Genomic DNA, 24801 nt, shown 5'->3' with positions numbered 1-24801 from the left:
GGAAAGCGTGGGCACGGAGTGTGCGGTCTCCGGCCAGAAGCGCTGGGTGGTGGAGCCAACCCAGCCTACGGTCCTAACCCGGTCACGAACGATGCGGTACGCCAGCGGCTTACCGCATCCTATCGGGGCTGGCGCCATTCGCGCCATGGAAGGAGTGTCGCTCCAGGGGCATTGGTTCAAGCGCCGGGGCATTCCGAAGAACCACGCAATCGGCCTCGACTTCGACCAGCCAGCCGGGCTCGATGAAGCGGGAGACTTCGACAAAGGTGCAGGCCGGCTTGAACCTGGCAAACAGCTCCCGGTGCGCTTTTGCCGCATCGCGCCAGGTCTGGATGTCGGTAAGCAGGATGCGGGTCCGGATGACATCGCTCATGCCCAGGCCTGCGGCGCTCAGGGCGGTGGCGATGATCTGCAGGCATCGCTTGGTCTGCCCGTACACATCGCCCGGCGCGGCCACCGTGCCATCCGCAGCGACAGGAGCCGTTCCGGCAACGGCCAGCAAATCGCCTATCCGCACCGCACGGGAAAAGCCGGCCGTGGACTCAAACGAAGATCCTGAAGAGATGTTGGCGCGCACTTGCGTGTTCCTTTGGGTCTTGGTGTCCGGACTGGGCCGCACCGCTTGCGATGTCGGCGTTGAAATGAACGCCTACTCCGACCCCGGCTCTGGCCGCGAAACGCGCAAACCCGCCGCCTCCGCCGCACGGGTTCCGCACTCGGCATCGAATTCCGACGATGCGCCGGAGACGCCGACGCCGCCGATTGGCGTGCCGTCGCGGGCGAACAGCGGCACGCCGCCTTCCATGGTGGCCATCATCGGCGCGGTCGGGGCGTTCCATGCGGCGGTCTCGCGCGTCGATCTGCGATACACCGCTGCCGAGCGTCCTTTCCATTGCGCCACGGCGGCGGCGGCCGGCGAGGCCCCGTGGTTGGAGTAGCTGGCCAGGTCGCCCCCGTCGTCGAACACCGCAACGGCGACGGAATGGCCGGCCTTTCCTGCATTGGCCAGGCAATGGTCGCGGATGGCGTCGGCGGTCTTGAAGTCGAGGAACGGCCGCATCGTTTGCGCCTGCGGTCCACTGCTTGCGAACAAGGCTGCCGTGGCGGCAAGACTGGCGAGTATCGGTTTCATCGTGTGCTCCTGGGTGGGATGAATTCATTCCGGGGCGGTCCCGGCGGGCCTACTATTGCCGGCGTTCCTGTTGCGCCGTCAACCGCAGGATCTGGCCGGGGTTGTCGGTGACCAGGTAAATGGCGCCGTCGGGCCCCACCACCGGCTCGTAGGGGCGGCCTTCGGCCCTGAAGACGATCTCCTCGTGCTGGACGCGGTCGCCGTCCAGGGTGAGCAGGCGCAGATCGCGCGGCGCCAGGCCGGTGACCAGCAACTTGCCTTGCCACAGCGGGAATTCGTTGCCGCGATAGAAGGTGAGCCCCGAAACGCCGATGGAGGGGCGCCAGTAGTGGACGGGCTGCTTGATTCCCTCTGCGTGCGTGTCCGGTGTCAGCACCGTGCCATCGTAGTTGATACCGTGGGAGACCACCGGCCAGCCGTAGTCGGCGCCGCGCTCGATGATGTTCAGCTCGTCGCCGCCGCGCGGGCCGTGCTCGGTGGCCCAGATGCGCCCGCTGGACGGTTCGACCGCCATGCCCTGCGGATTGCGGTGGCCCAGGCTGTAGACCGACGCCAGCGCGTCGTCGCGGCCGCGGAACGGGTTGTCCGCGGGGACCGACCCGTCGGCCATGATGCGATGCACCTTGCCGGTAGGCCGCCCCGGCTCGCGCGCCAGTTCCTGCACGCCGCGGTCGCCGATGGAAAAGTACAGCCGTCCTTCGCGGTCGAACACCATCCGGCCGCCGTAATGCCAGAACGGTTCGCCATAGGCCGAGGGATCGGCTTCGAACAGTACCTGCTGGTCGACCCAGGCGTTGCCGCGGATACGGCCGCGCACGACGCGGGTCATGGCCAGCGGTTTGCCTTCCGGTCCGGTCCGCTCCAGGAGGTGGCTGTAGGACAGATAGATCCAGCCGTTGTTGCCGTAGTCCGGGTCCAGCGCGATATCCAGCAGGCCACCCTGGTTCCAGATGTGGGTGCTGACATGGACTTGCGGCGTACCGGTTACCGGTTGCGGCTGCAGCACGCCGTTGCGGACGATTCTGAGCCGGCCGGGGCGTTCGCTGACCAGCGCCGTGTTCGCATCCATGAAGGCGATGGCCCATACGGTTTCCAACCCATCGGCGAACAGTTCCGCGCGCACCGCGTAGTCCAGCGTATCGACCACGCCGGGAACCGCGTCGAACTGGCGCGGCTTGGCGTCCGCTTCGGCCTGCACCTGTTCCGGGTCGGGCTGCGGCTCGCCCTGGCGGGCGGGCAGGAACTCGGCGAGCGCCTGGATTTCCTCCGCCGAGAGCGTTTCGCCGAAGGCCGGCATGCCCTGCGACGCGATGCCGTTGCCGATGATGCGGGCCAGGTCCTCGCGGCCGCCGCCGTAGCGGTAGGTCCGGGTGGAAAGCGGCGGGCCCAGCCCCGTGCCCTGCCGTTCGGCGCCATGGCAGGAGGCGCAATTCCTCTGGTAAAGCGCCGATGCCGCGGTCTGGGCGGCTGCCGGCGCTGCGGCGGCGGCGACCGCCAGGGCCAGCGCGGCCGCCGCCGCGAGGGCGATCGTTCGAGTACGGAAACCGGACATGGGCCATTCCTCCTGGTGGCGTGCGCTCTGGATGCGAGCGTTCGGAAGCGGCCAGTCGGACCGCAACGCCGCAAGCAGAAAACGAATCGCCCGCTGCCTGAATGGAGGGAAGCTATGGTTTTGCTATAGATTGTCTGCAGACGCTGCCGGCATCGCCGGGCGAGCGCAGGTTCGGGCGGTGAGCAAGTGAGCGAACAGACGGCAATCGGAAAGATCGACGAGGCGCCCGGAGATCGGGCGGCCCGCGGCGGGCCTGCGAACTTCGCTGCGGGCGAAGCGCTGATCCAGCCTTCGCTCAACCGCATCTCGGTCCATGGGCGCGTTACCCAGGTCGAACCCAAGGTCATGCAGGTGCTGATCCTGATGGCGGAGCGGCCGGGCACCGTGATCTCCCGGGAGACGTTTCTCGACACCGTGTGGGCCGGAACCGTCGCCGACGACTACTTGCTCAACCGCGCGGTTTCCGAGCTCAGGAAGATTTTCGACGACGACCCGCAGGCGCCCCGTTACATCGAAACCATACGCAAAGGCGGCTATCGCCTGATCGCGCCGATTGCGCCGGCCAAGGTCGCCGCGGCGGTCGCCAAAGTTGCCGCCGACGAGCCGGCTTCCGAACGGCCCGCATCCGAGGGGCCTGCCGCGATGGCGCCGCAGTCTGGCGCGCCATCGGCCGGGGCAACGCCCCCGCCCGCAACGCCGCGCAGTTTCCGAAGCCGGCCCGCGTTGTACGGATTGGCCGCGGCCTGCGTCGTTGCCGCCACAGCTGCGGTTTTCCTGCTGGCTCCACGGCTATCGGGAGACGCTTCCGGCATTGCCGAACGCTACGACGTGCTGCCGCTGACGAGCTTTGTCGGCCTCGAATTCGAACCTGCGCTGTCGCCGGACGGAAGCCGCATCGCCTTCATCTGGGACGGCGGTGGCGGCGCCTTCGACGTCTACGTGAAAACGATAGGCAGCGAGGACGTCCTGAACCTGACCGACAGCCCCGCCGATGAGCGCTTTCCGGTCTGGTCCGCGGACGGGCGCAGCCTGCTGTTCGCGCGTACCGATGGCAGCGGGATGTCAATCATGCGCGTCTCGGCGCTGGGCGGCGGCGTGACCCGCGTATTCGGCGACACGGCGGCGGCCGACATCCGCGGCATGAGCCTGTCGCCGGATGGCGCGCGCATCGCCTACGCAGGCCGGGAAAGTGCCGCCTCGCCCTACCGGATTTTCCTGGCCGCGCTGGACAGCGGAGAAAAGCGGAGCGTTTCGAATCCGGGGCCTGGCTCGCTTGGCGACATCGACCCGCGCTTTTCGCGCGATGGCCAGTCGATCGCCTTCGTCCGTGGCGTCAATGAGGTCACCAAGGATGTCTACCGCATCGCCCTGGACGGCGGCGAGTCGACCCGGCTGACTTTCGACAACCGCAAGATCAACGGGCTGGCCTGGTCGCCGGGTGGCGACCGCCTGCTTTTCACCTCGACCCGTTCGGGTATGTACGGCTTGTGGTCGGCGGATCCTGACGGCGGCGACCTGCAGCAGGTCTTCCTGGGCAACGAGAACGTGCATCAGCCTGCGACAGCGGCGGGCGTGGATGCCATCGCCTTCGAGCAGTGGACGCACCGCTCGCGACTGCGGCAGATCGATCTGGTCCGGCGCACCCAGGCCGATGCCAGCCCATATCTCCAGTCGACCCGGTGGAACTCGAATCCGGTGTGGTCGCCCGACGGCGAGCGCATCGCCTTCGTCTCCAACCGCGGCGGTCCGCACAGCATCTGGGTCAGCCAGCGCGACGGACGCGGTGCCGTGCAGATTGCCGATTTCGGCGGCGCTTTCATCGACAATCCTGCGTGGTCGCCCGATGGCACGCTGATCGCATTCGACGGCAGCCCGGACGGCACCACCGCGATCTTCGCCGTATCGCCGGAAGGCGGCAAACCGCGGAAGATCTCCGACGGGCCGGGCGACAGCCGCAACCCGGCCTGGTCGCGCGACGGGGCGTGGCTCTATTTCGAATCCAACCGCAGCGGCCAGTGGCGAATCTACGCGCAGCCGGCCACCGGCGGTACGCCGATTGCGGTCACCGCCGGGCCGGGCATCGACGCCCGCGAATCGGCCGACGGCCAATGGCTTCTCTACAGCAAACCCGGCCAGCCAGGACTGTGGCAACGGCCGCGGGAGGATTGGAGCAAAGGCATCGCTGGCGGATCGGAAGAACTGCTTATCGCCGCACTCGAACCGCAGGATGGCGGCAATTGGGCGCCGGCGCCGGACGGCATCTACTTTGTGCGCCGGCTGGCCGAAGGCGCGCCTATGCTGTCATTGTTTGATCCGGTGGATTCGTCAGCGACCGATATCCTCGCGCTGTCGCCGTCCTTCGAGGGCTGGGGATTGGACCTGTCGCCGGACGGAACCCAGCTCATCTTCTCCGAGCCGGCGGGGCAGGAAAGCGATCTGCGGCTGGCGGTTCCGCGGTAGCGGTGAATGGCACGAACGGGGCAGCCCGTAGGCGGCTCAAGCCTGCCTTGCGGGTTGGCTGGGTGACAATCCAGGCCTTGACCGCCAGGATTGACTTCAGTTCAACAACTGCCTTGGCGTTGAGGGTGCCGGCTCTACAGACGAAGGCTCTTCAATCATCGAAAGCCGCTCCGCCAGTTCATCATCGCTCAGCGCCCCTTCCTGATGCAGGAACCGATACCGTCTGACCCTTTGTTCAGCAGACTCGTCGGCCGCGACAAAGTCATAGTTCTCGCGAAGAACTGCAACCCGGCGACGCTCAATCTCCGCTATCACGCGCGGACCTTCGGCATCATCTATCACGCAGAGATTGCCCTTCTCACTAGGCAGGATCGTGAACCTGGTCCGTCGGAAGTGGTAGAACGCGTAGCACCCGATACCAACCCAAACCCAGAATGACAGGCGAAACGGCCCTTCGCCGAAATAACTGGCTGCGGTCAGCACCACCCCCAACGCGATCCACAGCAAGCCAACATTGCCTAGCCACTGATTGCGCTCTTCAAACGTCTGCCGGTCGCGACTGATGCCCAGATAGGGAACCGAGAAGCTGCGGCTGCCTGAGCTGTCCTCGATCCGGTACTCCAGTTCTTCTTCCCCGAACTTGAAGTCGATCCGATTGGAATTGCGTTTTTGCCTGATTTCCACGACTACTTCCCCTTGCGTGTGGTTCTGCTCCATTGGGAACCCCACGCGGCCCAACGCGCGGGACGGTTATTGCTACATATTCCTTCGGTACTCCCCACCCACGTCATACAACGCGTGGCTGATCTGCCCCAGGCTGTGGGTCTTTACCGCCTCGATCAGCGCCTCGAACACGTTGCGGCGTTCGCGGGCCGTGCGCTGAAGATACCCCAGCCCGTGGCCGTCATGGGTTTCGTTGGCAATGGTGTCGTCCTCGACCACATGGGCGTGGTCGGTCTCGCCTTCCGGGGCCAATGAGTTGCGATTGGCCTGCCAGGCCTGGACGTTGGCGATCTGCTGGCCCTTTTCCTCCTCGGTGGAGCGGATCAGCTCGATTTCGGTCGCCACTTCGCCGCCGTGTTCCTTGGGCAGGAACGTGTTCACGCCTACCAGCGGCAGGCTGCCGTCGTGCTTCTTGTGTTCGTAGTACAGCGACTCTTCCTGGATCTTGCCGCGCTGGTACATGGTGTCCATGGCGCCAAGCACGCCGCCGCGTTCGCTGATGGCTTCGAATTCCTTGTACACCGCTTCCTCGACCAGATCGGTCAGGTAGTCCACGACGAAGCTGCCCTGCCAGGGGTTCTCGTTGAAGTTGAGCCCCAGTTCCTTGTTGATGATCATCTGGATGGCCACCGCGCGGCGCACGCTTTCTTCGGTGGGCGTGGTGATGGCCTCGTCGTAGGCGTTGGTATGCAGGCTGTTGCAGTTGTCGAACAGCGCGTACAGGGCCTGCAACGTGGTGCGGATGTCGTTGAACTGGATTTCCTGCGCGTGCAGGCTGCGGCCGGAGGTCTGGATGTGGTACTTCATCATCTGGCTGCGTTCGTTGGCGCCGTAGCGCTCGCGCATGGCGCGCGCCCAGATGCGGCGGGCGACGCGGCCGATGACGGTGTACTCCGGGTCCATGCCGTTGCTGAAGAAGAAGCTCAGGTTGGGCGCGAAGTCGTCGATCTTCATCCCGCGCGCCAGGTAGTACTCGACGATGGTGAAGCCGTTGCTCAGCGTGAAGGCCAGCTGCGAGATCGGATTGGCCCCGGCTTCGGCGATGTGATAGCCGGAAATCGACACCGAGTAGAAGTTGCGCACACCGTTGTCGACGAAGTATTGCTGGATGTCGCCCATCATCCGCAGCGCGAACTCGGTGCTGAAGATGCAGGTGTTCTGCGCCTGGTCTTCCTTCAGGATGTCGGCCTGCACGGTGCCGCGTACTGTCTTCAGCGTATCGGCCTTGATGCGCGCGTAGGTGTCGGCGTCGACCAGCTGATCGCCGGTGACGCCCAGCAGGCCCAGGCCCAGACCGTTGTTGGTCGGCGGCAGATCGCCGGCATAGGTGGGGCGTACCCGTCCGGCGAACAGCGCATCGATCTTCCGCTGCGCCTCGGTCCAGCGCGCGTCGTCTTCCTTCAGGTATTTCTCCACCTGCTGATCGATGGCGGTATTCATGAACATCGCCAGGATCATCGGCGCCGGGCCGTTGATCGTCATCGACACGCTGGTGGTCGGCGCGCACAGGTCGAAGCCCGAATACAGCTTCTTCATGTCGTCCAGCGTGGGGATGTTGACGCCGGAATTTCCGATCTTGCCGTAGATGTCCGGGCGCGGCGCCGGATCTTCTCCGTATAGCGTGACGCTGTCGAAGGCGGTGGACAGGCGCGCGGCCGGTTGGCCGACGCTGAGGTAATGGAAACGGCGGTTGGTGCGCTCGGGCGTGCCCTCGCCGGCGAACATGCGGATCGGGTCCTCGCCGGTGCGGCGGTACGGGTACACGCCGCCGGTGTATGGGTAGCTGCCGGGCAGGTTTTCCTTCTGCAGGAAGGTCAGCAGTTCGCCCCAGCCGTTGTAGCTGGGCGCGGCGATCTTGGGAATCGGCTGGTGGCTGAGCGAGGTGGTGTAGTTGTCGATGCGGATGGTCTTGCCGCGCACCTGGTACTCGTTGACCTGGTCGGTCACCGCCTTCAGCCGCTGCGGCCATTCGCGCAGCAGCTTCAGCGCTTCGGAGCTGAGCGACTGCACGGCGTCGTTGTAGCGTTGGCGCAGGGTCAGCAGGGTGCGGTCGGCGGCGGCTTTCCCTTCCCCCTCCGGCAGAAGGGATTTGGCGTCATACAAATCCAACGCCTTCGGCAACGCCAGATCTTGCAGATCCCGCAGCGACTGCCAATAGCTCTGCGCGCGGCTGGCGGTTTCGGCCTCGGTTTCGATGCGGCGGTTGATGTTGCGGCCCTGCTCGGCGATTTCAGCCAGGTAGCGGATGCGCGCGCCGGGAATCAGCACGGTGGCGCGCGGTTCCTTCAGCCCGGTATCGACGTCGGGATTGAAATCGCACCTGTCGCTGCCGCGCGCGCGCGCTCCCGGTTCCGCATTCCCGGCCCCCAGCTTTTCGCGCAACAGCCGGCACAGGTTGGCGAACATCCAGCTGATGCCGGGATCGTTGAACTGGCTGGCGATGGTGGGATACACCGGGACGTCCTCGTCCTTCATCTGGAACGCCACACGGTTGCGCTTCCATTGCTTGCGCACGTCGCGCAGCGCATCCTCGGCGCCGCGCTTGTCGTATTTGTTCAGCACCACCAGTTCGGCGAAATCCAGCATGTCGATCTTTTCCAGCTGGCTGGCCGCGCCGTAGTCGCTGGTCATCACGTATACGGGGAAGTCGACCAGATCGACGATTTCAGAATCGCTCTGGCCGATGCCGGCGGTTTCGACGATGACCAGGTCGAAGGCCAGGCTTTTGAGGAAGCCAATGCAGTCCTTCAGCACCGCATTGGTTGCCACGTTCTGCCGGCGCGTGGCCATCGAGCGCATGTAGACGCGGTGGCTGCGCAGCGAGTTCATGCGGATGCGATCGCCCAGCAGCGCGCCGCCGGTGCGGCGGCGGGTCGGGTCGACCGAGATCACCGCGATGCGCATCTGCGGAAAGCTGGCCAGGAAGCGGTTCAGCAGTTCGTCGGTGACCGACGACTTGCCGGCGCCGCCGGTGCCGGTGATGCCGAGTACCGGAGACCGGGGACCGGGGACCTGCGAGCCTGAGGCAAGGTTCCATTGCTTGCGCAGGTGCGCGAGCTCCGATTCGGAAAACAGGCCGTCCTCTATCGCCGAAAGCATGCGGCCGATGGCGATTTCATCGTTGATCGAGGGGAGCGCCGCATTCGCCGGGTCTTCGGTTCCCGGTTCCCGGTCGCGCGCATGCTGCGCACGCGCCACCACATCCTCAATCATCTCCACCAGCCCCATCTTCATGCCGTCGTTGGGGTGATAGATGCGTTCTACGCCGTAGGCCTGCAGTTCGGCGATCTCTTCCGGGGTGATGGTGCCGCCGCCGCCGCCGAACACGCGGATATGGCCAGCGCCGCGTTCGCGCAGCATGTCGACCATGTACTTGAAGTATTCGACATGGCCGCCCTGGTAGCTGGACAGCGCGATGCCGTCGGCGTCTTCCTGCAGCGCGGCGCGCACCACATCCTCGACGCTGCGGTTGTGGCCCAGGTGGACCACCTCCGCGCCCTGCCCCTGGATCAACCGGCGCATGATGTTGATGGCGGCATCATGCCCGTCGAACAGGCTGGCTGCGGTAACAAAACGCAGCGGCGTTGCATCTGCCTGTACTGCGGGAACATGGAAAGCCGGTGTGCTCATGCGCGCCCTCACTCGTGCATTGTGCGAAGAGCGGAATTGTACCGTGCGGCGGCTTGTCCAAACGTGTTGCGGGCGCAGGCGCAACCGCGACGGCAACCCTACGCGGCCGTGCGGTTTGCGCAATCCGGCGGAAACCCGCCCCGGCTCAGGCCCAGCCGTAAGGCAGGTTGGGCGAGGACACCACCCGGTCGCCGACGGGCTGGCCTTGCAGGAAACGCAGCGCGCTGGCGATGACCGGCGCCGCAGTGACGATGCGGTTGTGGCCCAAGCCGGTGGTGCTGAGCAGGCGCGCGTCGGGCCAGTAGCGCGCATAACGCTCGCCTTCGGCCCACGGCACCTCGCCGTCCTCCAGGTCATGGACGATCAGCGCCGTGCGGCCGATATGCGGTGCGTTGACATGCGCCTGCAGCGTGTCGACGCAAATGCCGGTCAGCGATTCGAATTCATCGAACAACCGTCCCGACAGATGCTCCGCCAGCCCGATGAAACCGGCGAAGCGCTGCGCCGCCAGTCCCGGATCGGCGGCCGGCGCAATCAGTACCGCGCGTTCGGCCGCGATACCCCTGGACAGCGCCAGCATCGCCGCCGCGCCCCCCAGCGAATGGCCGACCACCGCCGCCAGCGGCCCCAGATGGTTGGCGACCCGGTGCAGCACATCGGCGAACATCGGCAACGTGGCCCGGTAACCGCTGCTGCGCCCATGCGCGACCTGATCGAAGGTGGCGACCGCGTAACCGGCGCTCCGCAGCGCCTGCACCCAGGGCAGGAAGAACAGCCCATAGCCGGACCAGCCATGCGCCAGCAGCACCAGCGGTTGGGTGGCGGCATCGCCCCAGACATAGACGGTGATGCGCTCGCGGCCGAACGGCAACTCGTGGATGCGGGCGCCGGCCGTATCGCTGTGGCGCGCGCGCAGGCGGCCGCCGGGCAACGGTGTGCCGAACAGGCGAAACGCCCGCTGCAGCGTGATGACAGGCATCAGCCAGCTGCCCAGCCGGTAGCCGGTGCGCAGTACCGCCAAGCGGGCAATATTTCGAACGTTCGTGCTTTTTTTGGGGGAAGCGATGACAGCCATGGCGATCTCCACGAATGGACCGAGTCAGGGGGCGGAGTTGCGCAGCAGCTGATCCAGCGCGCTGCGGGCGAGCTGTTCGGCATGCTGCGGGTCGTACAGGCGGGCGTGATGCAGCCCTTCGGTGATCGAGAACAACTGGAACGACAGCAACGCCGGGTCGATATCGGAACGCAGCTCGCCGCTTTCGATGCACATGGCGATGGCTTTGCCGAGCTGCGCACGCCACTGGGCCAGCCACTCGACCACGCGGTCGCGCTGCGGTCCGGGGCGGCCGTCGTATTCGCCGGCGGCGCCCAGCATCACGCAACCATCCGGGTTGGCGCGCACCCATTCGAACCAGCCCAGCATGATGGCGCGCAGCCGCGGCAACCCACGCGGTTGCCGCAATGCCGGCCCCATCACCGCATGGCCGAACCGCGCTGCGGTCCAGTCCAGCACCGTCAGTTGCAGTTCCTCGCGCGAACCGAAATGGGCGAACACCCCACTCTTGGACATGCCCGCGGCGGTAGCCAGCTCGCCAATGGACAGGCCTTCCAGGCCGAACCGGCAGGCGATGCCGTAGGCCCGCTCGAGGATCATCTCGCGGGTGGCGGTGCCCTTGCTGGTGGAGGCGGCCAGGTTCATGATGCGATAAATAGCACGACCGTTCGTTTTATTCAAGTTCCGGCTGAGCCATGCCGTTCACCCGGACAGGACCACACTTTCGGCCCCGCTACCGCGATTGCATTAAACTGCGCCCCTGCGACGACCTCGGGCGTGTTCCGGAAACGTCGCTTTTTTGTTTTCTACCAGTCACTTAACCGAATCACAGGCAAGCCTGCGGCAACCCCACGCCGCCCCGGAGCCCGCAATGATCTTCGAAACCCTCGACACCTCCGGCCACGAACAGGTCGTGTTCTGCCACAACCCCGATGCGGGGCTGAAGGCCATCATCGCCATCCACAGCACGGTACTGGGCCCTGCCCTGGGCGGCGTACGCATGCGCCAGTACGCCGACAGCAACCTGGCCCTGACCGATGCGCTGCGCCTGAGCCGCACGATGACCTACAAGAACGCGCTGGCCGGGCTCAGCGTCGGCGGCGGCAAGGCGGTGATCATCGGCGACTGCGATCAGGACAAGAGCGAGGTGCTGTTCCGCTCGTTCGGCCGCTACGTGGACTCGCTGGGCGGCCGCTACATCACCGCCGAGGACGTGGGCACCGACGTCAACGACATGGAAAACGTCTACCGCGAAACCGAATACGTGGTGGGCGTGCATCAGGTCCACGGCGGCTCGGGCGACCCCGCGCCGTTCACCGCCTACGGGGCGCTGCAGGGGCTGATGGCCACGCTCAACAGGAAGTTCGGCCACGAGGAGGTCGGCAAGACCAGCATCGCCGTACAGGGCCTGGGCCATATCGGCATGGAGTTCGTCAAGCTGCTGAAGGAGCGCGGCGCCAAGCTGTTCGTCACCGACCTCAACCCCAGGCTGGTCGCGCACGCGGTGGAGGAATTCGGCGCCGAGGCGGTCAAGCCGGACGAAATCTACGACCTGCCGGTGGATGTATTCGCGCCGTGCGCGCTGGAATACGCCATCAACGCAGAGACGTTGCCGCGGCTGAAGGCCAGGATCATCTGCGGCACCGCCAACAACCAGATGTCGCATGTGACCGGCGATGAAGCCGCCAAGCGCGGCATCCTGTACGCGCCGGATTACGCGGTCAACGCCGGCGGCGTCATGAACGTATCGCTGGAAATCGACGGCTACAACCGCGAACGCGCAATGCGCATGATGCGCACCATCTACCACACCGTCGGCAAGATCTTCGAACTGGCCGACCGTGAGAACATCACCCCGCAATACGCCGCCGACCGCATGGCCGAAGCGCGCATCGGTTCCATCGGCAAGCTCAAGCTGCCGCTCGGCCGCACCGCGCCGCGCTTCATGGGGCACTTGCGCGGCGAGCACTGACCGAATACAGAATACCCAGGCCGCAAAGGAGGGAGGACCGGATGCGACCGTTTGAGTTGGGGGAAGAAATCGACGCGCTGCGCGAGGCGGTACGCCGTTTCGCCGAAAGCGAAATCGCGCCGCGCGCCGCGCAGATCGATCACGACAACGCGTTTCCGCAGGACCTGTGGCCCAAGCTGGGCGAGATGGGACTGCTGGGCATGACCGTCGATCCGGAATTCGGCGGCAGCGGCATGGGCTACCTGGCGCACCTGGTGGCGATGGAGGAAATCTCCCGCGCTTCCGGTTCGGTCGGCCTGAGCTACGGCGCGCATTCCAATCTCTGCGTGTCCAACCTGTATCTCAACGGCAACGACGCCCAGCGCCGCAAGTACCTGCCCAAGCTGTGCAGCGGCCAATGGAAGGGCGCGCTGGCGATGAGCGAACCCGGCGCCGGCTCGGACGTGGTCGGTTCGATGAGCTGCCGCGCCGAATTCAAGGACGGCGTCTGGGTCGCCACCGGCAACAAGATGTGGATCACCAACGGCCCGGAAGCCGATGTGCTGATCGTCTACATGCGCACCGCCGGCAAGGACGCAGGCTCCAAATGCATGACCGCCTTCATCGTCGAAAAAGGCATGCCGGGCTTTTCCACCGCGCAGAAGCTGGACAAGCTGGGCATGCGCGGCAGCAACACCTGCGAGCTGGTGTTCGAGAACTGCGAAATCCCGGCCGCCAACGTGCTGGGCGAGACGAACCAGGGCGTGCGCGTGCTGATGAGCGGCCTCAACACCGAGCGGCTGGTGCTCAGCGGCGGCCCGATCGGGTTGATGCAGGCAGCCCTCGACCTCACCCTGCCCTATGTCCGCGAACGCAAGCAGTTCGATGCGGCCATCGGCACCTTCGGGCTGATGCAGGGCAAGCTGGCCGACATGTACACCCAGTTGCAGTCCAGCCGCGCGTTCGCCTACCAGGTGGCGCGCGATTACGATAGCGGCCGCAATTCGCGCGCCGCCGCCGCCGGTTGCCTGCTGCACGCGTCGGAAGCGGCGGTGCAGGTCGCGCTGGAAGCGATCCAGGCGCTGGGCGGCAACGGCTACATCAACGAATACCCGGCCGGCCGCCTGCTGCGCGACGCCAAGCTGTACGCCATCGGCGCCGGCACCAACGAAATCCGCCGCATGCTGATTGGCCGCGAACTATTCGACGGCCGCGACTGACGGCCTCGCGGACCTCACGCAGTAGAGCGGAATCTGCTCCGCTCTACCGCACCAAGATTGCAGCGCTTCAGAATCCGACAGCGAACCTCGCCGACAGCATCCGCGACCGCTCGCGCGGCCCGAAACTCTGGTCATAGCCGAAGCTGAGCGTGGCAGCATCGGCCAGGTGCGACTCGAAGCTGAAGCCGAACACTCCGCCCGACGCCTCCGGCGAAATGCCCACCAGCGGCGCCCAGGCTTCCGCACCGACGAAGCTCGCATCGATGCCCAGGCCGCGCGCTGCCAGCGTCTGCTGCCACTCGGCATAGCCACGCGCACCGAAACCGCGCCCATGCCGGCCGTCCCATGACCGTGCCAGGCGCACGCCTGCGATCGCCTGCGTGCGTTGACCCTGGCTGGCGTCGGTCCGCAGGCCGAAGCCGCTGGCGCCTGCTTCGCTGAAACCATCGCGGTCGACGCGGGCATGGTCGACGCCCAGATACGGCGTCATCGCCGCCAGCGCAGTGCCGAAGCGGTAGCCGGTTTCGATGCTGGCAGACGTGAAATCTCCGGCGTACTCGCTGTTCACGCCACGATGGGCCTGGCCCAGCCACAGTTCACGCCGCATCTGCCGGTCGTAGCGGCCGAATCCGAGTTGGCCCAGCGCGTAGGCTTGGCCACGCACGCTGCCCAGATAGACCTGCCCCTGTGCCTGCCGGTCCTGACTGCGATCGCGGCGGCCGCCACCGATTTGGCTGTGTGCGCGAATTTCGCCGAAAGCGACGCCGGCTACGCCGTATTCGCCCAGCCGCAGATCGCTGCCCAGCATCCAGCCGTCCATCCGGAAATCGTTGCCGCCATAGCTGCCCTGCCCCGCTTCGCCCAACCGTCGGTACCAGTCGCCGCGTGGCCGCGGCAGATCGATCAGCTGGTCGAAGCGTGCCGACAAGGCGCGCCGGCTGACGTCGATGGCATCGAAGGTCATCGCATCGGCGGCGGCATGCAGTTCGCCGGACAGGCTGGCCAGCGAGGCCTTGGCCTCCGCCTGGGTCGAACTGCGCTGGAATTCGCCGGCGAGCGCTCGGAACGTATCCGCGACGGGCTCGGCGCCAGCGGCGTCGCCATCATGTGCATCCATGCGCTTGAATGCTTGCTCCATGCGAACCGCGGCAGCCGCGGAGGCCGCGCTGATCTGGCCGAAGGCCATCGCAGTGGCAGCAATATCCAGTCGGGTGATATCGAGCCAAGCTTCTGTCGCGTCATAGCCGAGCGTCGCTTGCAGAAACACGCCTGGCCCGTTGCTCAACGAGTCGAAGCGCCCGCTCAACCCGCCCTGTGCCGTCAGCACCAGTTCGCGGTCGCTGCGCACATAGCCGCTGCGGATACCGATCACCTGCAGATCCCCGGCCAGCTGCGCGGTGCCGAAAACGTTCAACGGCGATCCGACCTGATAGGCGAAGCGGCCGCCGCTTCCCTGCACATAGTTGCCCTCCACCAATCGGCTTCCTGCCATGCCTTGCACGGTCAGCGTACCGCGGTTGTCGACATCGCCGTGCACGCCCAGCCCGCGCAGTTCCAGGTTGCCTCCGGCTTCGATGAAGCTGTCGCCGGGCACCGAGGACGAGAACGCCAGCGTGCCACCCTGCACCCGCGTATCGCCGCCATAGTTGGTCGAGAACGCCAGTTCCAATCGCCCGCTGCCGCGCTTGATCAATCCGCCATCGCCGCTGATCGCATTCGACCAGACCGACGTGATGCCGTCGAAGGACACCGTCACATCGCCCCAATCGAACCGCGATGGGCCCAGCACCGCCTTGCCGACATTGAGCAGGCCGTACCCGAACACCGCATCCACGCCGGGATCGCCCAGATCCGTCGCCGTGCCCAGCAATGTCTGCCGCACCAGATCGTTGTTGAAGTACGGAAACGCTTCCCATACCAGCGCGGCCGCGCCGGACACCTGTGGCGCGGCCAGCGAAGTGCCGGATACGGTGCCGTAACTGTGATTGGCCTCGGTCGCGTTCTCGTTGGTAACGATGACGCTGCCGGGCGCGACCAGGCAATAGCGCATCGCAATGCCGCAGGCGTTGGAATAGCCGGCCAGCTGGTGCGGATTGTTCGAATCCAGCGCCGCCACCGCCAGCCAGCCGCGCTCCAGATCGGCGGCCGGCATGCTGCCGCCGACGCCGGGTTGGCTCGGCAGTGCCGCCATGTCGGACGGATTGGCGAAGCCCGAATTGCCGGTGGCAAACACCACCAAGCCATCGTTGGCGAAGACGAAGGGGCGGTATTCGTCGGCGATCGGTGCGGTGGCCGCCGGGTTGGTCCAGTACAGGCCGCCCCACGAGTTGTTCATGATGCGCGCGCCGGCGGCGATCAGATCCTGGTGGACCGGCAGCAGCCCGAGCGCGCCGTCGACCTGGTTGCCCTGGCCGGAGCCATCGTCGCTGGGCGCGCGATCGCTGATGATGCGCGCCGAGACAATCTGCGCGCCCGGAGCGATACCGCCGGGCGAATTGGCGAACGGCGCGCCGGCCAGGATCTGCGACACCCAGGTGCCGTGCCCGACCACGTCGTCGACCGCAAGATTGTTGGTGTTGGGATTGATGTAGGTGAAATTGCGGATCACCCGCCCGGCCAGCGCCGGATGGTTGCGGTTGACCCCGCTGTCGACCACACCGATGCGCACGCCCTGCCCGGTGAAACCGGCCGCGTGCGCAACAGTCGTATTGGTCAGCTGCAAATGCAGGCTGGCGCCTGCCGGCGCCGGCGGGGGCGGCGTAGCCGGCGGCGGACTGACCGGTGGCGGATCGTTGCGGACGTTGCCGCCGCCGCCGCCGCCGCATGCCGCCAACAGCAGTGCCAGTCCGCCCGCAGTGAGCCGCGCGGCCCGCACCATTTCCCTGCCTGCCTGTTCCATTGCCTTCCCCCTTCCGTGAAACGCCCCTCCGGACCAGCCGCCCGGTACCGCCGAATCTACCGCGAAAACCGCACAACTGGCCATGAGCGCACAGTCGCAGCGGCTCGCCGGCCGGCCTGTATCGAAAGTCCGATTTGCCGCCCCGTGACGGGGGGCGGATAATCGGCGGTCTACACCATCGAGGTCCGTTTCATGTCCGATATCGTCATTGCCGGCGCCAAGCGCACCGCCATTGGTTCGTTCCTGGGCCAGTTCACCGGCGTCCCCACACCGACCCTGGGCGCGGCCGCCATCGGCGCGGCACTGGCCCAATCCGGGGTTGCCGCCGGCGATGTATCCGAAGTGATCATGGGCTGCGTGCTGCCGGCCAACCTGGGCCAGGCGCCGGCGCGACAGGCTTCGCTGGCCGCCGGCCTGCCGGTCGCCACCGGCTGCACCACCATCAACAAGGTCTGCGGCTCGGGCATGAAGGCCATCATGCTGGGTCACGATCTGATCAAGGCCGGTTCGGCATCGGTGGTCGTGGCCGGCGGCATGGAGTCGATGACCAATGCGCCGCATATGATCCCCAACTCGCGTACCGGCAACCGCTACGGCAACTTCCAGTCCGTCGACCACATGGCCTGGGACGGCCTGACCAATCCCTACGATGGCCAGGCGATGGGCGTGTTCGGCGAAGCCACCGCCGAGAAGTTCGGCTTCAGCCGCGAAGACCAGGACGCTTACGCCATCGAATCTGTAAAGCGCGCACAGGCCGCGCAGCAGTCGGGCGCTTTCGCCGACGAGATCGTTCCGGTCAAGGTCAGCACCCGCAAGGGCGAGGTCGAGTTCGCCAGCGACGAGCAGCCCGGCAAATCCGACATCGCCAAGATTCCGACGCTGCGTGCCGCGTTCAAGAAGGACGGCACCATCACCGCCGCCAGTTCGTCCAGCATTTCCGATGGCGCCGCCGCCACCGTGCTGATGAGCGCGGACGAAGCCGCCCGCCGCGGCCTGCAGCCGCTGGCCAGGATCGTCGGGCATGCCACGCTGTCGCAGGAGCCGGAGTGGTTCACCACTGCACCGGTCGGCGCCATCGAAAAGCTGCTCAAGCAGGTAGGCTGGAGCGTCGATGATGTCGATCTGTTCGAGATCAACGAAGCGTTCGCGGTGGTGGCAATGGCGCCCATCAAGCAGTTGGGCATTCCGCACGCCAAGGTCAACGTCAACGGCGGCGCCTGCGCGTTGGGGCATCCCATCGGCGCGTCCGGCGCGCGTCTGGTGGTGACGCTGCTGCACGCCTTGCGCGCCCGCGGCGGCAAGCGCGGTATCGCCTCGTTGTGCATCGGCGGCGGCGAAGCGACGGCCATCGCCATCGAGTTGCCGTAACCCGTTTGGGTGCGCGTCAGCCTGGCGAAGCCTTGCCGCTCAAGGACCTGCGTATAACCATTGCCATTTCCGCTTTCCGCTTAACGCGCTATTGACAAAAATGACCCAGTCGCCGCTTGACACGCGTCACGGGCTTGTCATCATGTTGCAGGCGCGCAATAGCGCGTTGCCTATTCAAACGACGAGGAATCGAACAATGACCATCAATAAGGCTCTGATCGCGCTGGCCCTGGGTTTCGCTCTGGCCGCATGCTCGAACCAGGACCAGGCTGCCGACGCCGCTGCCGACGCTGCCGATGCCGCCACCGAAGCGCAGGCCGCTGCTGACGCCGCCGCTACCGAAGTGGCCGACGCTGCACAGGAATCCGCCGACGCTGCCGCTACCGCTGCCGACGCTGCCAGCGACGCCGCTGCCGACGCTGCTGCCGCCACCACCGCGGAAGCTGCCGACGCCGCTGCCGATGCTGCTTCCCAGGCTGCCGACACCGCCGAAGAAGCCAAGGACGCTGCGGAAGAAGCCAAGCAGTAATCTGCTGGCAACTGCCAAGGTTGACGCTAAACTGGGAAAAGCCGCCGGATCATTCGGCGGCTTTTTCCATATCCGAAAGTCCGCCGTCCGCTGATAGTTGTGGCAGCGATGGCAGCGACTCAATCCGACCTCCACATCCGAATCAAGGGGATACGCCATGAAGACCAAGTTCTACATCCTGCTGGCCGCCGCCGTGCTGGCCCTGGGCGCCTGCACCAAGCAGGAAGCCGACCAGGCCGCTAACGACGCTGCCGCTGCCGCCGACGAAGCCGCTGCTGCTGCCAGCGAAGCTGCCGACGCCACCGCCGAAGCCGCTGGCGAAGCCGCCGACGCCGCCGTGGCCGCTGCCAGCGACGCCACCGCCGCTGCCGCCGATGCCACCGCCGATGCGGCCCAGGCCACCGCCGACAAGGCTGCCGAAGTCGCTGAAGAAGCAGAAGCCAAGGCCGAAGAAGCCAAGCAGTAATCGCTTGCTTCCCATGCTGGCAGACAAGGCCCGCGCAAGCGGGCCTTGTCGTTTCTGCGCCATACCGGGATCCCTACGTAGCGTCCATGACACGCTGGAACCATTCCGGTCCAGGCGTCGACGCCGAATCGAATCGTCCGTCGTCGTCCCGGCCTGCGCCGGAGGCGCTGTTCGACGGCCGGATGGCTGGCCATGACGAATCTGTGATGACCCGACAGGTAGCGCTCCAGCCGTTGCCTGGCCGGACGCGACATCGTCCGCCGGCGTTTGGCGCCGCCGTTGGCTTTGTGTTCTGATGCCGCCTTTACGGTTACGGCTCATCGCATGCCCGCTCTGACTACCCAGCTCGATCCGCGGTCGCAGGATTTCCTGGCCAACTCGGCCTATCACCGTTCACTGGTCGAAGAACTCGATCGCCGCCTGGCCCGCGCTGCCGATGGCGGCGGCGAGAAGGCGCGCAGCAAACACACCGAACGCGGCAAGCTCCTGGCGCGCGACCGCATCGCCGCCCTGCTCGACCCCGGTTCGCCGTTCCTGGAAATCGCGCCGCTGGCGGCCGAGGACATGTACGACGGCGCGGCGCCGGCCGCGGGCATGGTTGCGGGCATCGGCCGGGTCAACGGGCTGGAAGTGGTAATCGTGGCCAACGACGCCACGGTCAAGGGCGGCACCTATTTCCCGATGACGGTCAAAAAGCATCTGCGCGCGCAGGAAATCGCCCGCGAGAACCGCCTGCCCTGCATCTACCTGGTCGATTCCGGCGGCGCGTTCCTGCCGCTGCAGGACGAGGTGTTTCCGGACAAGGAGCACTTCGGCCGCATCTTCTACAACCAGGCGCGGCTGAGTGCGGACAATATTCCGCAGATTGCGGTGGTGATGGGTAGTTGCACCGCAGGCGGCGCCTACGTGCCGGCGATGTGCGACGAAAGCGTCATCGTCAAGGAACAGGGCACGATCTTCCTGGGCGGCCCGCCGCTGGTGAAGGCCGCCACCGGCGAGGTCGTCGATGCCGAAGCGCTGGGCGGCGCCGACGTGCATACCAGCGTGTCCGGCGTGGCCGATCACTTCGCCGAAGACGACCGCCACGCGCTGCAGATCGCGCGCAATCTGGTCGGCAATCTCAACCGGCGCAAGACCCTGCCGCTGGCGGTGCGCGATGCGCGCCAACCGCGCTACGCCGCCGAGGAATTGTACGGCATCGTCCCCAGGGACACGCGCCGTCCTTTCGATATCCGCGAGGTCATCGCGCGCATCGTCGACGGCTCGGACTTCGACGAATTCAAGGCCCGCTACGGCAAGACCCTGGTGACCGGCTTTGCGCACATCCATGGCTATCCGGTGGGCATTGTCGCCAACAACGGCATCCTGTTCGCCGAAAGCGCGCTCAAGGGCGCGCACTTCATCGAACTGTGCAACCAGCGCGGCATCCCGCTGGTGTTTTTGCAGAACATCACCGGCTTCATGGTCGGCAAGAAGTACGAGAACGCCGGCATCGCCAAGGACGGCGCCAAGATGGTCACCGCGGTGGCGTGCTCGTCGGTGCCCAAGTTCACGGTGGTGATCGGCGGCAGCTTCGGCGCCGGCAACTACGCCATGTGCGGCCGCGCCTACGGCGCGCGCTTCCTGTGGATGTGGCCGAACGCGCGCATCAGCGTGATGGGCGGCGAACAGGCCGCCAGCGTGCTGGCCACGGTCAGGCGCGACGGCATCGAGGCCAGGAACGGCCGTTGGAGCGCCGAAGAGGAAGAGGCGTTCAAGGCGCCCATCCGCGACCAGTACGAGTCGCAGGGCAGCCCCTGGTACGCCACCGCACGGCTGTGGGACGACGGCATCATCGATCCGGCCGACACCCGCCGGGTGCTGGGGCTGGCCATCTCGGCCTCGCTCAACGCGCCCATCGAACCGGCGCGGTTTGGCGTATTCCGGATGTAGCCGGACCAGCCGCACCGCGACAGCGGTCACTGGAAAACGCCCGGGACAACAAAGCTTCGTAAGGTGAGGCCCATCACAGCATGACAACGCCGAGCGGGCGATAGTCGGCATTCTTTTCGACTGGAGACCCCCGCCCATGTCTATCTGGAAGGATCAAGGCCCTGCCAAGAAGGATTCTCCGGCGCCACAGCCCCCCGAACCCGTCGCGCTGCGGGACACGCCCGCCCCCGCCGCCGCCAGCTTCACCCCGACGGTGACGCCGCCGGCCACGCGTGCCGCCGAGCGCGAAGTCAAGGAATCCCTGATTGCGGCCGATCTGACCATCGAAGGCAAGATCGAGGGCACCGGTCACATCCGCATCGCCGGCAAGTTCAAGGGCGACGTCAATGTGCAGGGCGATCTGACCATCGAGAGCGGCGCCAAGCTCAGCGGCGGCGTCAAGGCCAAGAAGGTCATCATCGCCGGCGAGCTGGAAGGCAATATCGAATCCGCGTCGCGGGTCGAACTGCTGGCCTCCGGCGTGCTCATCGGTGACGTCAAGGCCGGTTCGCTGACCGTCGCCGCCGGTTCGCGGATGCGCGGCCAGGCCGATTTCGGCTGGGACGAAGACGGCAAATCCGCCAAGAACGGCAAGGCCACGGAGTCCGGCGCGGCCGCATGAGCAGTCCGCGCCCGGGAACCGCCGGCGCAACCCGCACCTGTCCGCACTGCAAGACCACCATCTTGGAAAGCGCGGCCGTCTGCCCCGCCTGCAAACACCACCTGCGTTTCGACCCGAACGCAGGTGCGGCTGCGTCGAACACCATCACGCCGCTCCGGGTCGAAGGCAGCATCCGCCACCCGGCCGACGGCGGCGCCTGGGAATACTGCGTGGTGCTGTCGATCCGCAACGACCGCGGCGACGAGATCAAGCGCGAGGTCGTGGGCGTGGGCGCAATGCAGCCCAACGAACAGCGCACCTTCACCCTGGCCGTAGAGGTCAATCCCACCGCCGGCAAGGGCGGCAAGCGCAGCACCCGGCATTAGCTTCTGTTCAATGGTAGAAGCGACGGTTTTTAACAGCCGAATGGCTGGTCAAGTCGCGATGGCGTTTTCGCGGGAAAGCCTCGTCGCGACTCACCGGTGCCGGCATGCCGGCACCACTCCCACCGTGTCAGGTTACCTTCCTGCCGCCGGTGGGTCGCAATTGTTGCAGCCGCCGCAGGCCGCATCGGCTGCACGGCCCGGTGGCGCAATCCGGCGGCCGATGGCGCGCAGCCACTCCGCCCGGCCTTCGCGCAGCAGCCTCAGCGCCAGCGCGATGCGCAGCTTGCGCATGCCGCCGGGGAACTGCTTGTTGGCGACTACCCAGGCGCTGATCAGCACCGCCGCGGCAATCACCAGGTATTGCAAGAGCAGGCCGGTGTCCACTAGGGCCTGTTAACGCTATTGGGATGGGTCACGTTGCTGCCCCAGCGGTCGTCAGGTGGCTGTGCGTGGCGCAGCGACAGGCTGGCCGCCTGTTCAAGCCGCGCGCGGCCATCTGGCGGCCGCTGGACAGCAACCCGGAGAGCCTGCCCCGTACTTGATACGGGGGCCGCAACGGAGTGCGCGCGGTACGGCGTCATCACTCGGACATGTATCGGCATACACTTTCCTCATTCTTCCTTGTCCCGCACGCACTCCGTTGCGGCGTGACCCATCCCAATAGTGTTAACAGGCCCTAGCCCGCCCCCAGCGCCACGGCAATCTGGTAGGTCAGCAGCGAGGCCAGGTAGGCCAGCGCAAACAGGTAGAACGCTGCAAAACCCATCTTGCGCCAGGAGTTGGTCTCGCGCTTGATCGTGGCCAGGGTGGAAATGCACATCGGCGCATAGATATACCAGACCAGCAGCGACAGCGCGGTGGCCAGCGACCAGCCGTCGCTGATCAGCGGCGACAGCGCCTGCGCGGCCGACTCGTCATCGGCGGCCGATAGCGCATAGACGGTGGCCAGCGACGACACCGCCACTTCGCGCGCGGCCATGCCGGGGATCAGCGCGATGCAGATCTGCCAGTTGAAGCCCAGCGGCGCGAAGAATACAGCCATCGCATGGCCGATACGGCCGGCGAAGCTGTAGTCGATGGCCGGCCCGACCGCATCGGCCGGCGCCGCCGGAAACGACAACAGGAACCACAACAGGATGGTCAGCGCCAGGATGATGCCGCCGACGCGCTTGAGGAAGATCATCGCCCGTTCCCACAGCCCGATCAGCAGATCGCGCGGGTGCGGAAGACGGTAGGAAGGCAATTCAAGCAATAGCGCATGTTCGCCCTTGTCGCGGCGCGATTTCTTCATCACCCACGACACCACCAGCGCGCTGACGATGGCGGCCACGTACAGGCCGAACAGCACCAGCCCCTGCAGGTTGAAAATGCCCCAGACCTGCTGCTGCGGAATGAAGGCGCCTATCAGCAATGCGTAAACCGGCAAGCGCGCCGAGCAGGTCATCAGCGGCGCGACCAGGATCGTCGCCAGTCGGTCGCGCGGGTCCTGGATGCTGCGGGTGGCCATGATGCCGGGAATGGCGCAGGCGAAGCTGGACAGCAGCGGGATGAACGAACGCCCGGACAGGCCTGCCGAGGCCATCATCCGGTCCAGCAGGAACGCCGCCCGCGGCAGGTAGCCGCTTTCCTCCAGCGCCAGGATGAAGGCGAACAGGATCAGGATCTGCGGCAGGAAGATGATCACTCCGCCCAGGCCGGCGATGATGCCATCCACCAGCAGACTGTTGAGCGGACCTTCCGGCATCGTTGCGCCGACCCACTCGCCCAACGCGCCGGTACCGGCGTCGATGGCGTCCATCATCGGCGTGGCCCAGGCATACACCGCCTGGAAGATCAAAAACATCACCACCGCCAGCGCCGCCAGCCCAAATACCGGATGCAGCAGCCACCGATCCAGCGCATCGTCGACCTTCGCGGTGCGGGTGGGCATGGTCACCGCCAGCGACAACAGACGGCGGGTCTCTTCATGGTAGCGGTCGGACTGCACATCGGCCTGCCCGCCCAGGGTCGCCTGCGGCTCGCGCGGATGCGCGGCCATCTCGTCGATCCGTTCGATCAGCGAGCGGGCGCCATTGCGCTTGACCGCAACGGTTTCCACCACCGGCACGCCCAGTTCCTTTTCCAGCACGGCGCGGTCGATGCCGATACCGCGGCGGCGCGCGGCGTCGGCCATGTTCAGGGCCACGATCATCGGCTTGCCCAGTTCGCGCACTTCCAGCACGAAGCGCAGGTGCAGGCGCAGGTTGGTCGCATCGACCACGCAGACCAGCACGTCCGGTGCGGCTTCGCCGGGCAGGAAACCGCGACAGAAATCGCGGGTGATGGCCTCATCCAGGCTGGCCGCATGCAGGCTGTAGGCGCCAGGCAGATCCAGCACCGCATAGCTGTTGCCGGCGGCGGTGTGCAGGCGGCCTTCCTTGCGCTCGACGGTGACGCCGGCGTAGTTGGCGACCTTCTGCCGGCTGCCGGTCAGCTGGTTGAACAACGCGGTCTTGCCGCAGTTGGGGTTGCCGACCAGTGCCAACCGCAAAGGCAGTTGCCCGCTCATGCCGACGCTCCGTTGGCGCGCAGCCGCACGCGCGCCGCTTCGCTACGGCGCAGCGCGAAACGGGTGAAGCCAACCTGCACCAGCAACGGTTCGGCGCCCATCGGGCCCTTGGCCACGATCTGCACTTCCTCGCCATTGACGAAACCCAGCTCGCGCAGGCGCCGGGCAATGGCGTCGTTGGGGCCGTGGTCCTCGACGGACTCGACGATGGCGGGTGTGCGGCCAGGAAGATCGCTCAGCGTCACGGGTGAATCTCAAATGCGAACTATTCTCGATTCTACCATTCCCGCACCGCACACAGGCCAGTACCG

At 66.2% G+C, this 24801-nt stretch carries 20 protein-coding genes; 9 read left to right on the top strand and 11 right to left on the bottom strand.

What is annotated here, in order from left to right; all coding sequences use genetic code 11:
- Positions 1–109 precede the first annotated feature (109 nt).
- The 3 genes from CRO39_RS01505 to CRO39_RS01495 form a co-directional block, all read right to left on the bottom strand.
- Positions 110–577: a RidA family protein gene (locus CRO39_RS01505; protein WP_176520133.1), complete on the bottom strand. Its 468-nt coding sequence runs from the start codon at positions 575–577 to the stop codon at positions 110–112.
- Positions 578–649: 72 nt separating this feature from the next.
- On the bottom strand, positions 650–1132 hold the full coding sequence (locus tag CRO39_RS01500) for a GlcG/HbpS family heme-binding protein (RefSeq protein WP_202926304.1): 483 nt from the start codon (positions 1130–1132) through the stop codon (positions 650–652).
- A 52-nt stretch (positions 1133–1184) separates the two neighbouring features.
- Positions 1185–2684 carry a PQQ-dependent sugar dehydrogenase gene (locus tag CRO39_RS01495; protein ID WP_097120100.1) on the bottom strand — a complete coding sequence of 500 codons (1500 nt, stop codon included), beginning with the start codon at positions 2682–2684 and terminating at the stop codon, positions 1185–1187.
- Positions 2685–2870: 186 nt separating this feature from the next.
- Here CRO39_RS01495 and CRO39_RS01490 point away from each other — a divergent pair, with 186 nt between their 5' ends.
- Entirely contained in the window at positions 2871–5144 is a 2274-nt protein-coding gene (locus CRO39_RS01490; RefSeq protein ID WP_097120099.1) for a winged helix-turn-helix domain-containing protein, read from the top strand.
- Positions 5145–5240: 96 nt separating this feature from the next.
- Here CRO39_RS01490 and CRO39_RS01485 read toward each other — a convergent pair whose 3' ends face one another.
- The 4 genes from CRO39_RS01485 to CRO39_RS01470 all read right to left on the bottom strand — a co-directional run bounded on the left by CRO39_RS01485 (position 5241) and on the right by CRO39_RS01470 (position 11196).
- Positions 5241–5861, bottom strand: a complete 621-nt coding sequence (locus CRO39_RS01485; RefSeq protein ID WP_097120098.1) for a hypothetical protein — start codon at positions 5859–5861, stop codon at positions 5241–5243.
- 39 nt (positions 5862–5900) lie between these two features.
- The gene (locus tag CRO39_RS01480; RefSeq protein ID WP_097120097.1) at positions 5901–9497 is read right to left on the bottom strand and encodes a methylmalonyl-CoA mutase family protein; all 3597 of its coding nucleotides are present in this window, start codon (positions 9495–9497) and stop codon (positions 5901–5903) included.
- Positions 9498–9642: 145 nt separating this feature from the next.
- Positions 9643–10518: an alpha/beta fold hydrolase gene (locus tag CRO39_RS01475; RefSeq protein ID WP_238394609.1), complete on the bottom strand. Its 876-nt coding sequence runs from the start codon at positions 10516–10518 to the stop codon at positions 9643–9645.
- 78 nt (positions 10519–10596) lie between these two features.
- Complete coding sequence (locus CRO39_RS01470; RefSeq protein WP_097120095.1) at positions 10597–11196, bottom strand: TetR/AcrR family transcriptional regulator; 600 nt, start codon at positions 11194–11196, stop codon at positions 10597–10599.
- 226 nt (positions 11197–11422) lie between these two features.
- On the opposite strand from CRO39_RS01470, the gene CRO39_RS01465 reads away from it, so the two are divergent.
- Entirely contained in the window at positions 11423–12523 is a 1101-nt protein-coding gene (locus CRO39_RS01465; RefSeq protein ID WP_097120094.1) for a Glu/Leu/Phe/Val dehydrogenase dimerization domain-containing protein, read from the top strand.
- Positions 12524–12564: 41 nt separating this feature from the next.
- Entirely contained in the window at positions 12565–13722 is a 1158-nt protein-coding gene (locus CRO39_RS01460; protein WP_097120093.1) for an isovaleryl-CoA dehydrogenase, read from the top strand.
- 67 nt (positions 13723–13789) lie between these two features.
- Here the strand turns inward: CRO39_RS01460 and CRO39_RS01455 are convergent, their stop codons facing one another.
- On the bottom strand, positions 13790–16621 hold the full coding sequence (locus CRO39_RS01455; protein WP_238394610.1) for a S8 family serine peptidase: 2832 nt from the start codon (positions 16619–16621) through the stop codon (positions 13790–13792).
- A 192-nt stretch (positions 16622–16813) separates the two neighbouring features.
- Here CRO39_RS01455 and CRO39_RS01450 point away from each other — a divergent pair, with 192 nt between their 5' ends.
- From CRO39_RS01450 to CRO39_RS01425, 6 genes are all read left to right on the top strand, one after another.
- A complete protein-coding gene (locus tag CRO39_RS01450) occupies positions 16814–17989 on the top strand; it encodes a thiolase family protein (RefSeq protein WP_097120092.1) in 1176 nt (391 codons plus the stop codon).
- Between the two features lie 196 nt (positions 17990–18185).
- Entirely contained in the window at positions 18186–18518 is a 333-nt protein-coding gene (locus CRO39_RS01445) for a hypothetical protein (RefSeq protein WP_097120091.1), read from the top strand.
- Positions 18519–18675: 157 nt separating this feature from the next.
- Positions 18676–18984 (top strand): hypothetical protein, encoded by a 309-nt coding sequence (locus tag CRO39_RS01440; protein ID WP_097120090.1) that lies wholly within the window; start codon positions 18676–18678, stop codon positions 18982–18984.
- A 324-nt stretch (positions 18985–19308) separates the two neighbouring features.
- Positions 19309–20916 carry a carboxyl transferase domain-containing protein gene (locus CRO39_RS01435; protein ID WP_097120089.1) on the top strand — a complete coding sequence of 536 codons (1608 nt, stop codon included), beginning with the start codon at positions 19309–19311 and terminating at the stop codon, positions 20914–20916.
- A 136-nt stretch (positions 20917–21052) separates the two neighbouring features.
- Positions 21053–21577, top strand: coding sequence for a bactofilin family protein (locus tag CRO39_RS01430; RefSeq protein ID WP_097120088.1), 525 nt, complete (start codon positions 21053–21055; stop codon positions 21575–21577).
- The gene (locus CRO39_RS01425) at positions 21574–21942 is read left to right on the top strand and encodes a hypothetical protein (protein ID WP_097120087.1); all 369 of its coding nucleotides are present in this window, start codon (positions 21574–21576) and stop codon (positions 21940–21942) included. The genes CRO39_RS01430 and CRO39_RS01425 overlap by 4 nt, the downstream gene beginning before the upstream one ends.
- 132 nt (positions 21943–22074) lie before the next feature.
- Here the strand turns inward: CRO39_RS01425 and CRO39_RS01420 are convergent, their stop codons facing one another.
- From CRO39_RS01420 to CRO39_RS01410, 3 genes are all read right to left on the bottom strand, one after another.
- Complete coding sequence (locus CRO39_RS01420) at positions 22075–22326, bottom strand: DUF6587 family protein (RefSeq protein WP_097120086.1); 252 nt, start codon at positions 22324–22326, stop codon at positions 22075–22077.
- Positions 22327–22618: 292 nt separating this feature from the next.
- Positions 22619–24490, bottom strand: coding sequence for a ferrous iron transporter B (feoB, locus tag CRO39_RS01415; RefSeq protein ID WP_097120085.1), 1872 nt, complete (start codon positions 24488–24490; stop codon positions 22619–22621).
- On the bottom strand, positions 24487–24735 hold the full coding sequence (locus CRO39_RS01410) for a FeoA family protein (protein ID WP_097120084.1): 249 nt from the start codon (positions 24733–24735) through the stop codon (positions 24487–24489). Before CRO39_RS01410 ends, feoB begins: the two co-directional genes overlap by 4 nt.
- Positions 24736–24801 lie beyond the last annotated feature (66 nt).

Source organism: Pseudoxanthomonas wuyuanensis (assembly GCF_900215535.1).
Lineage (GTDB): Bacteria > Pseudomonadota > Gammaproteobacteria > Xanthomonadales > Xanthomonadaceae > Pseudoxanthomonas_A > Pseudoxanthomonas_A wuyuanensis.
Note: the sequence above shows the minus strand (reverse complement) of the source record. Positions and strands in the feature narration are given on the sequence as shown.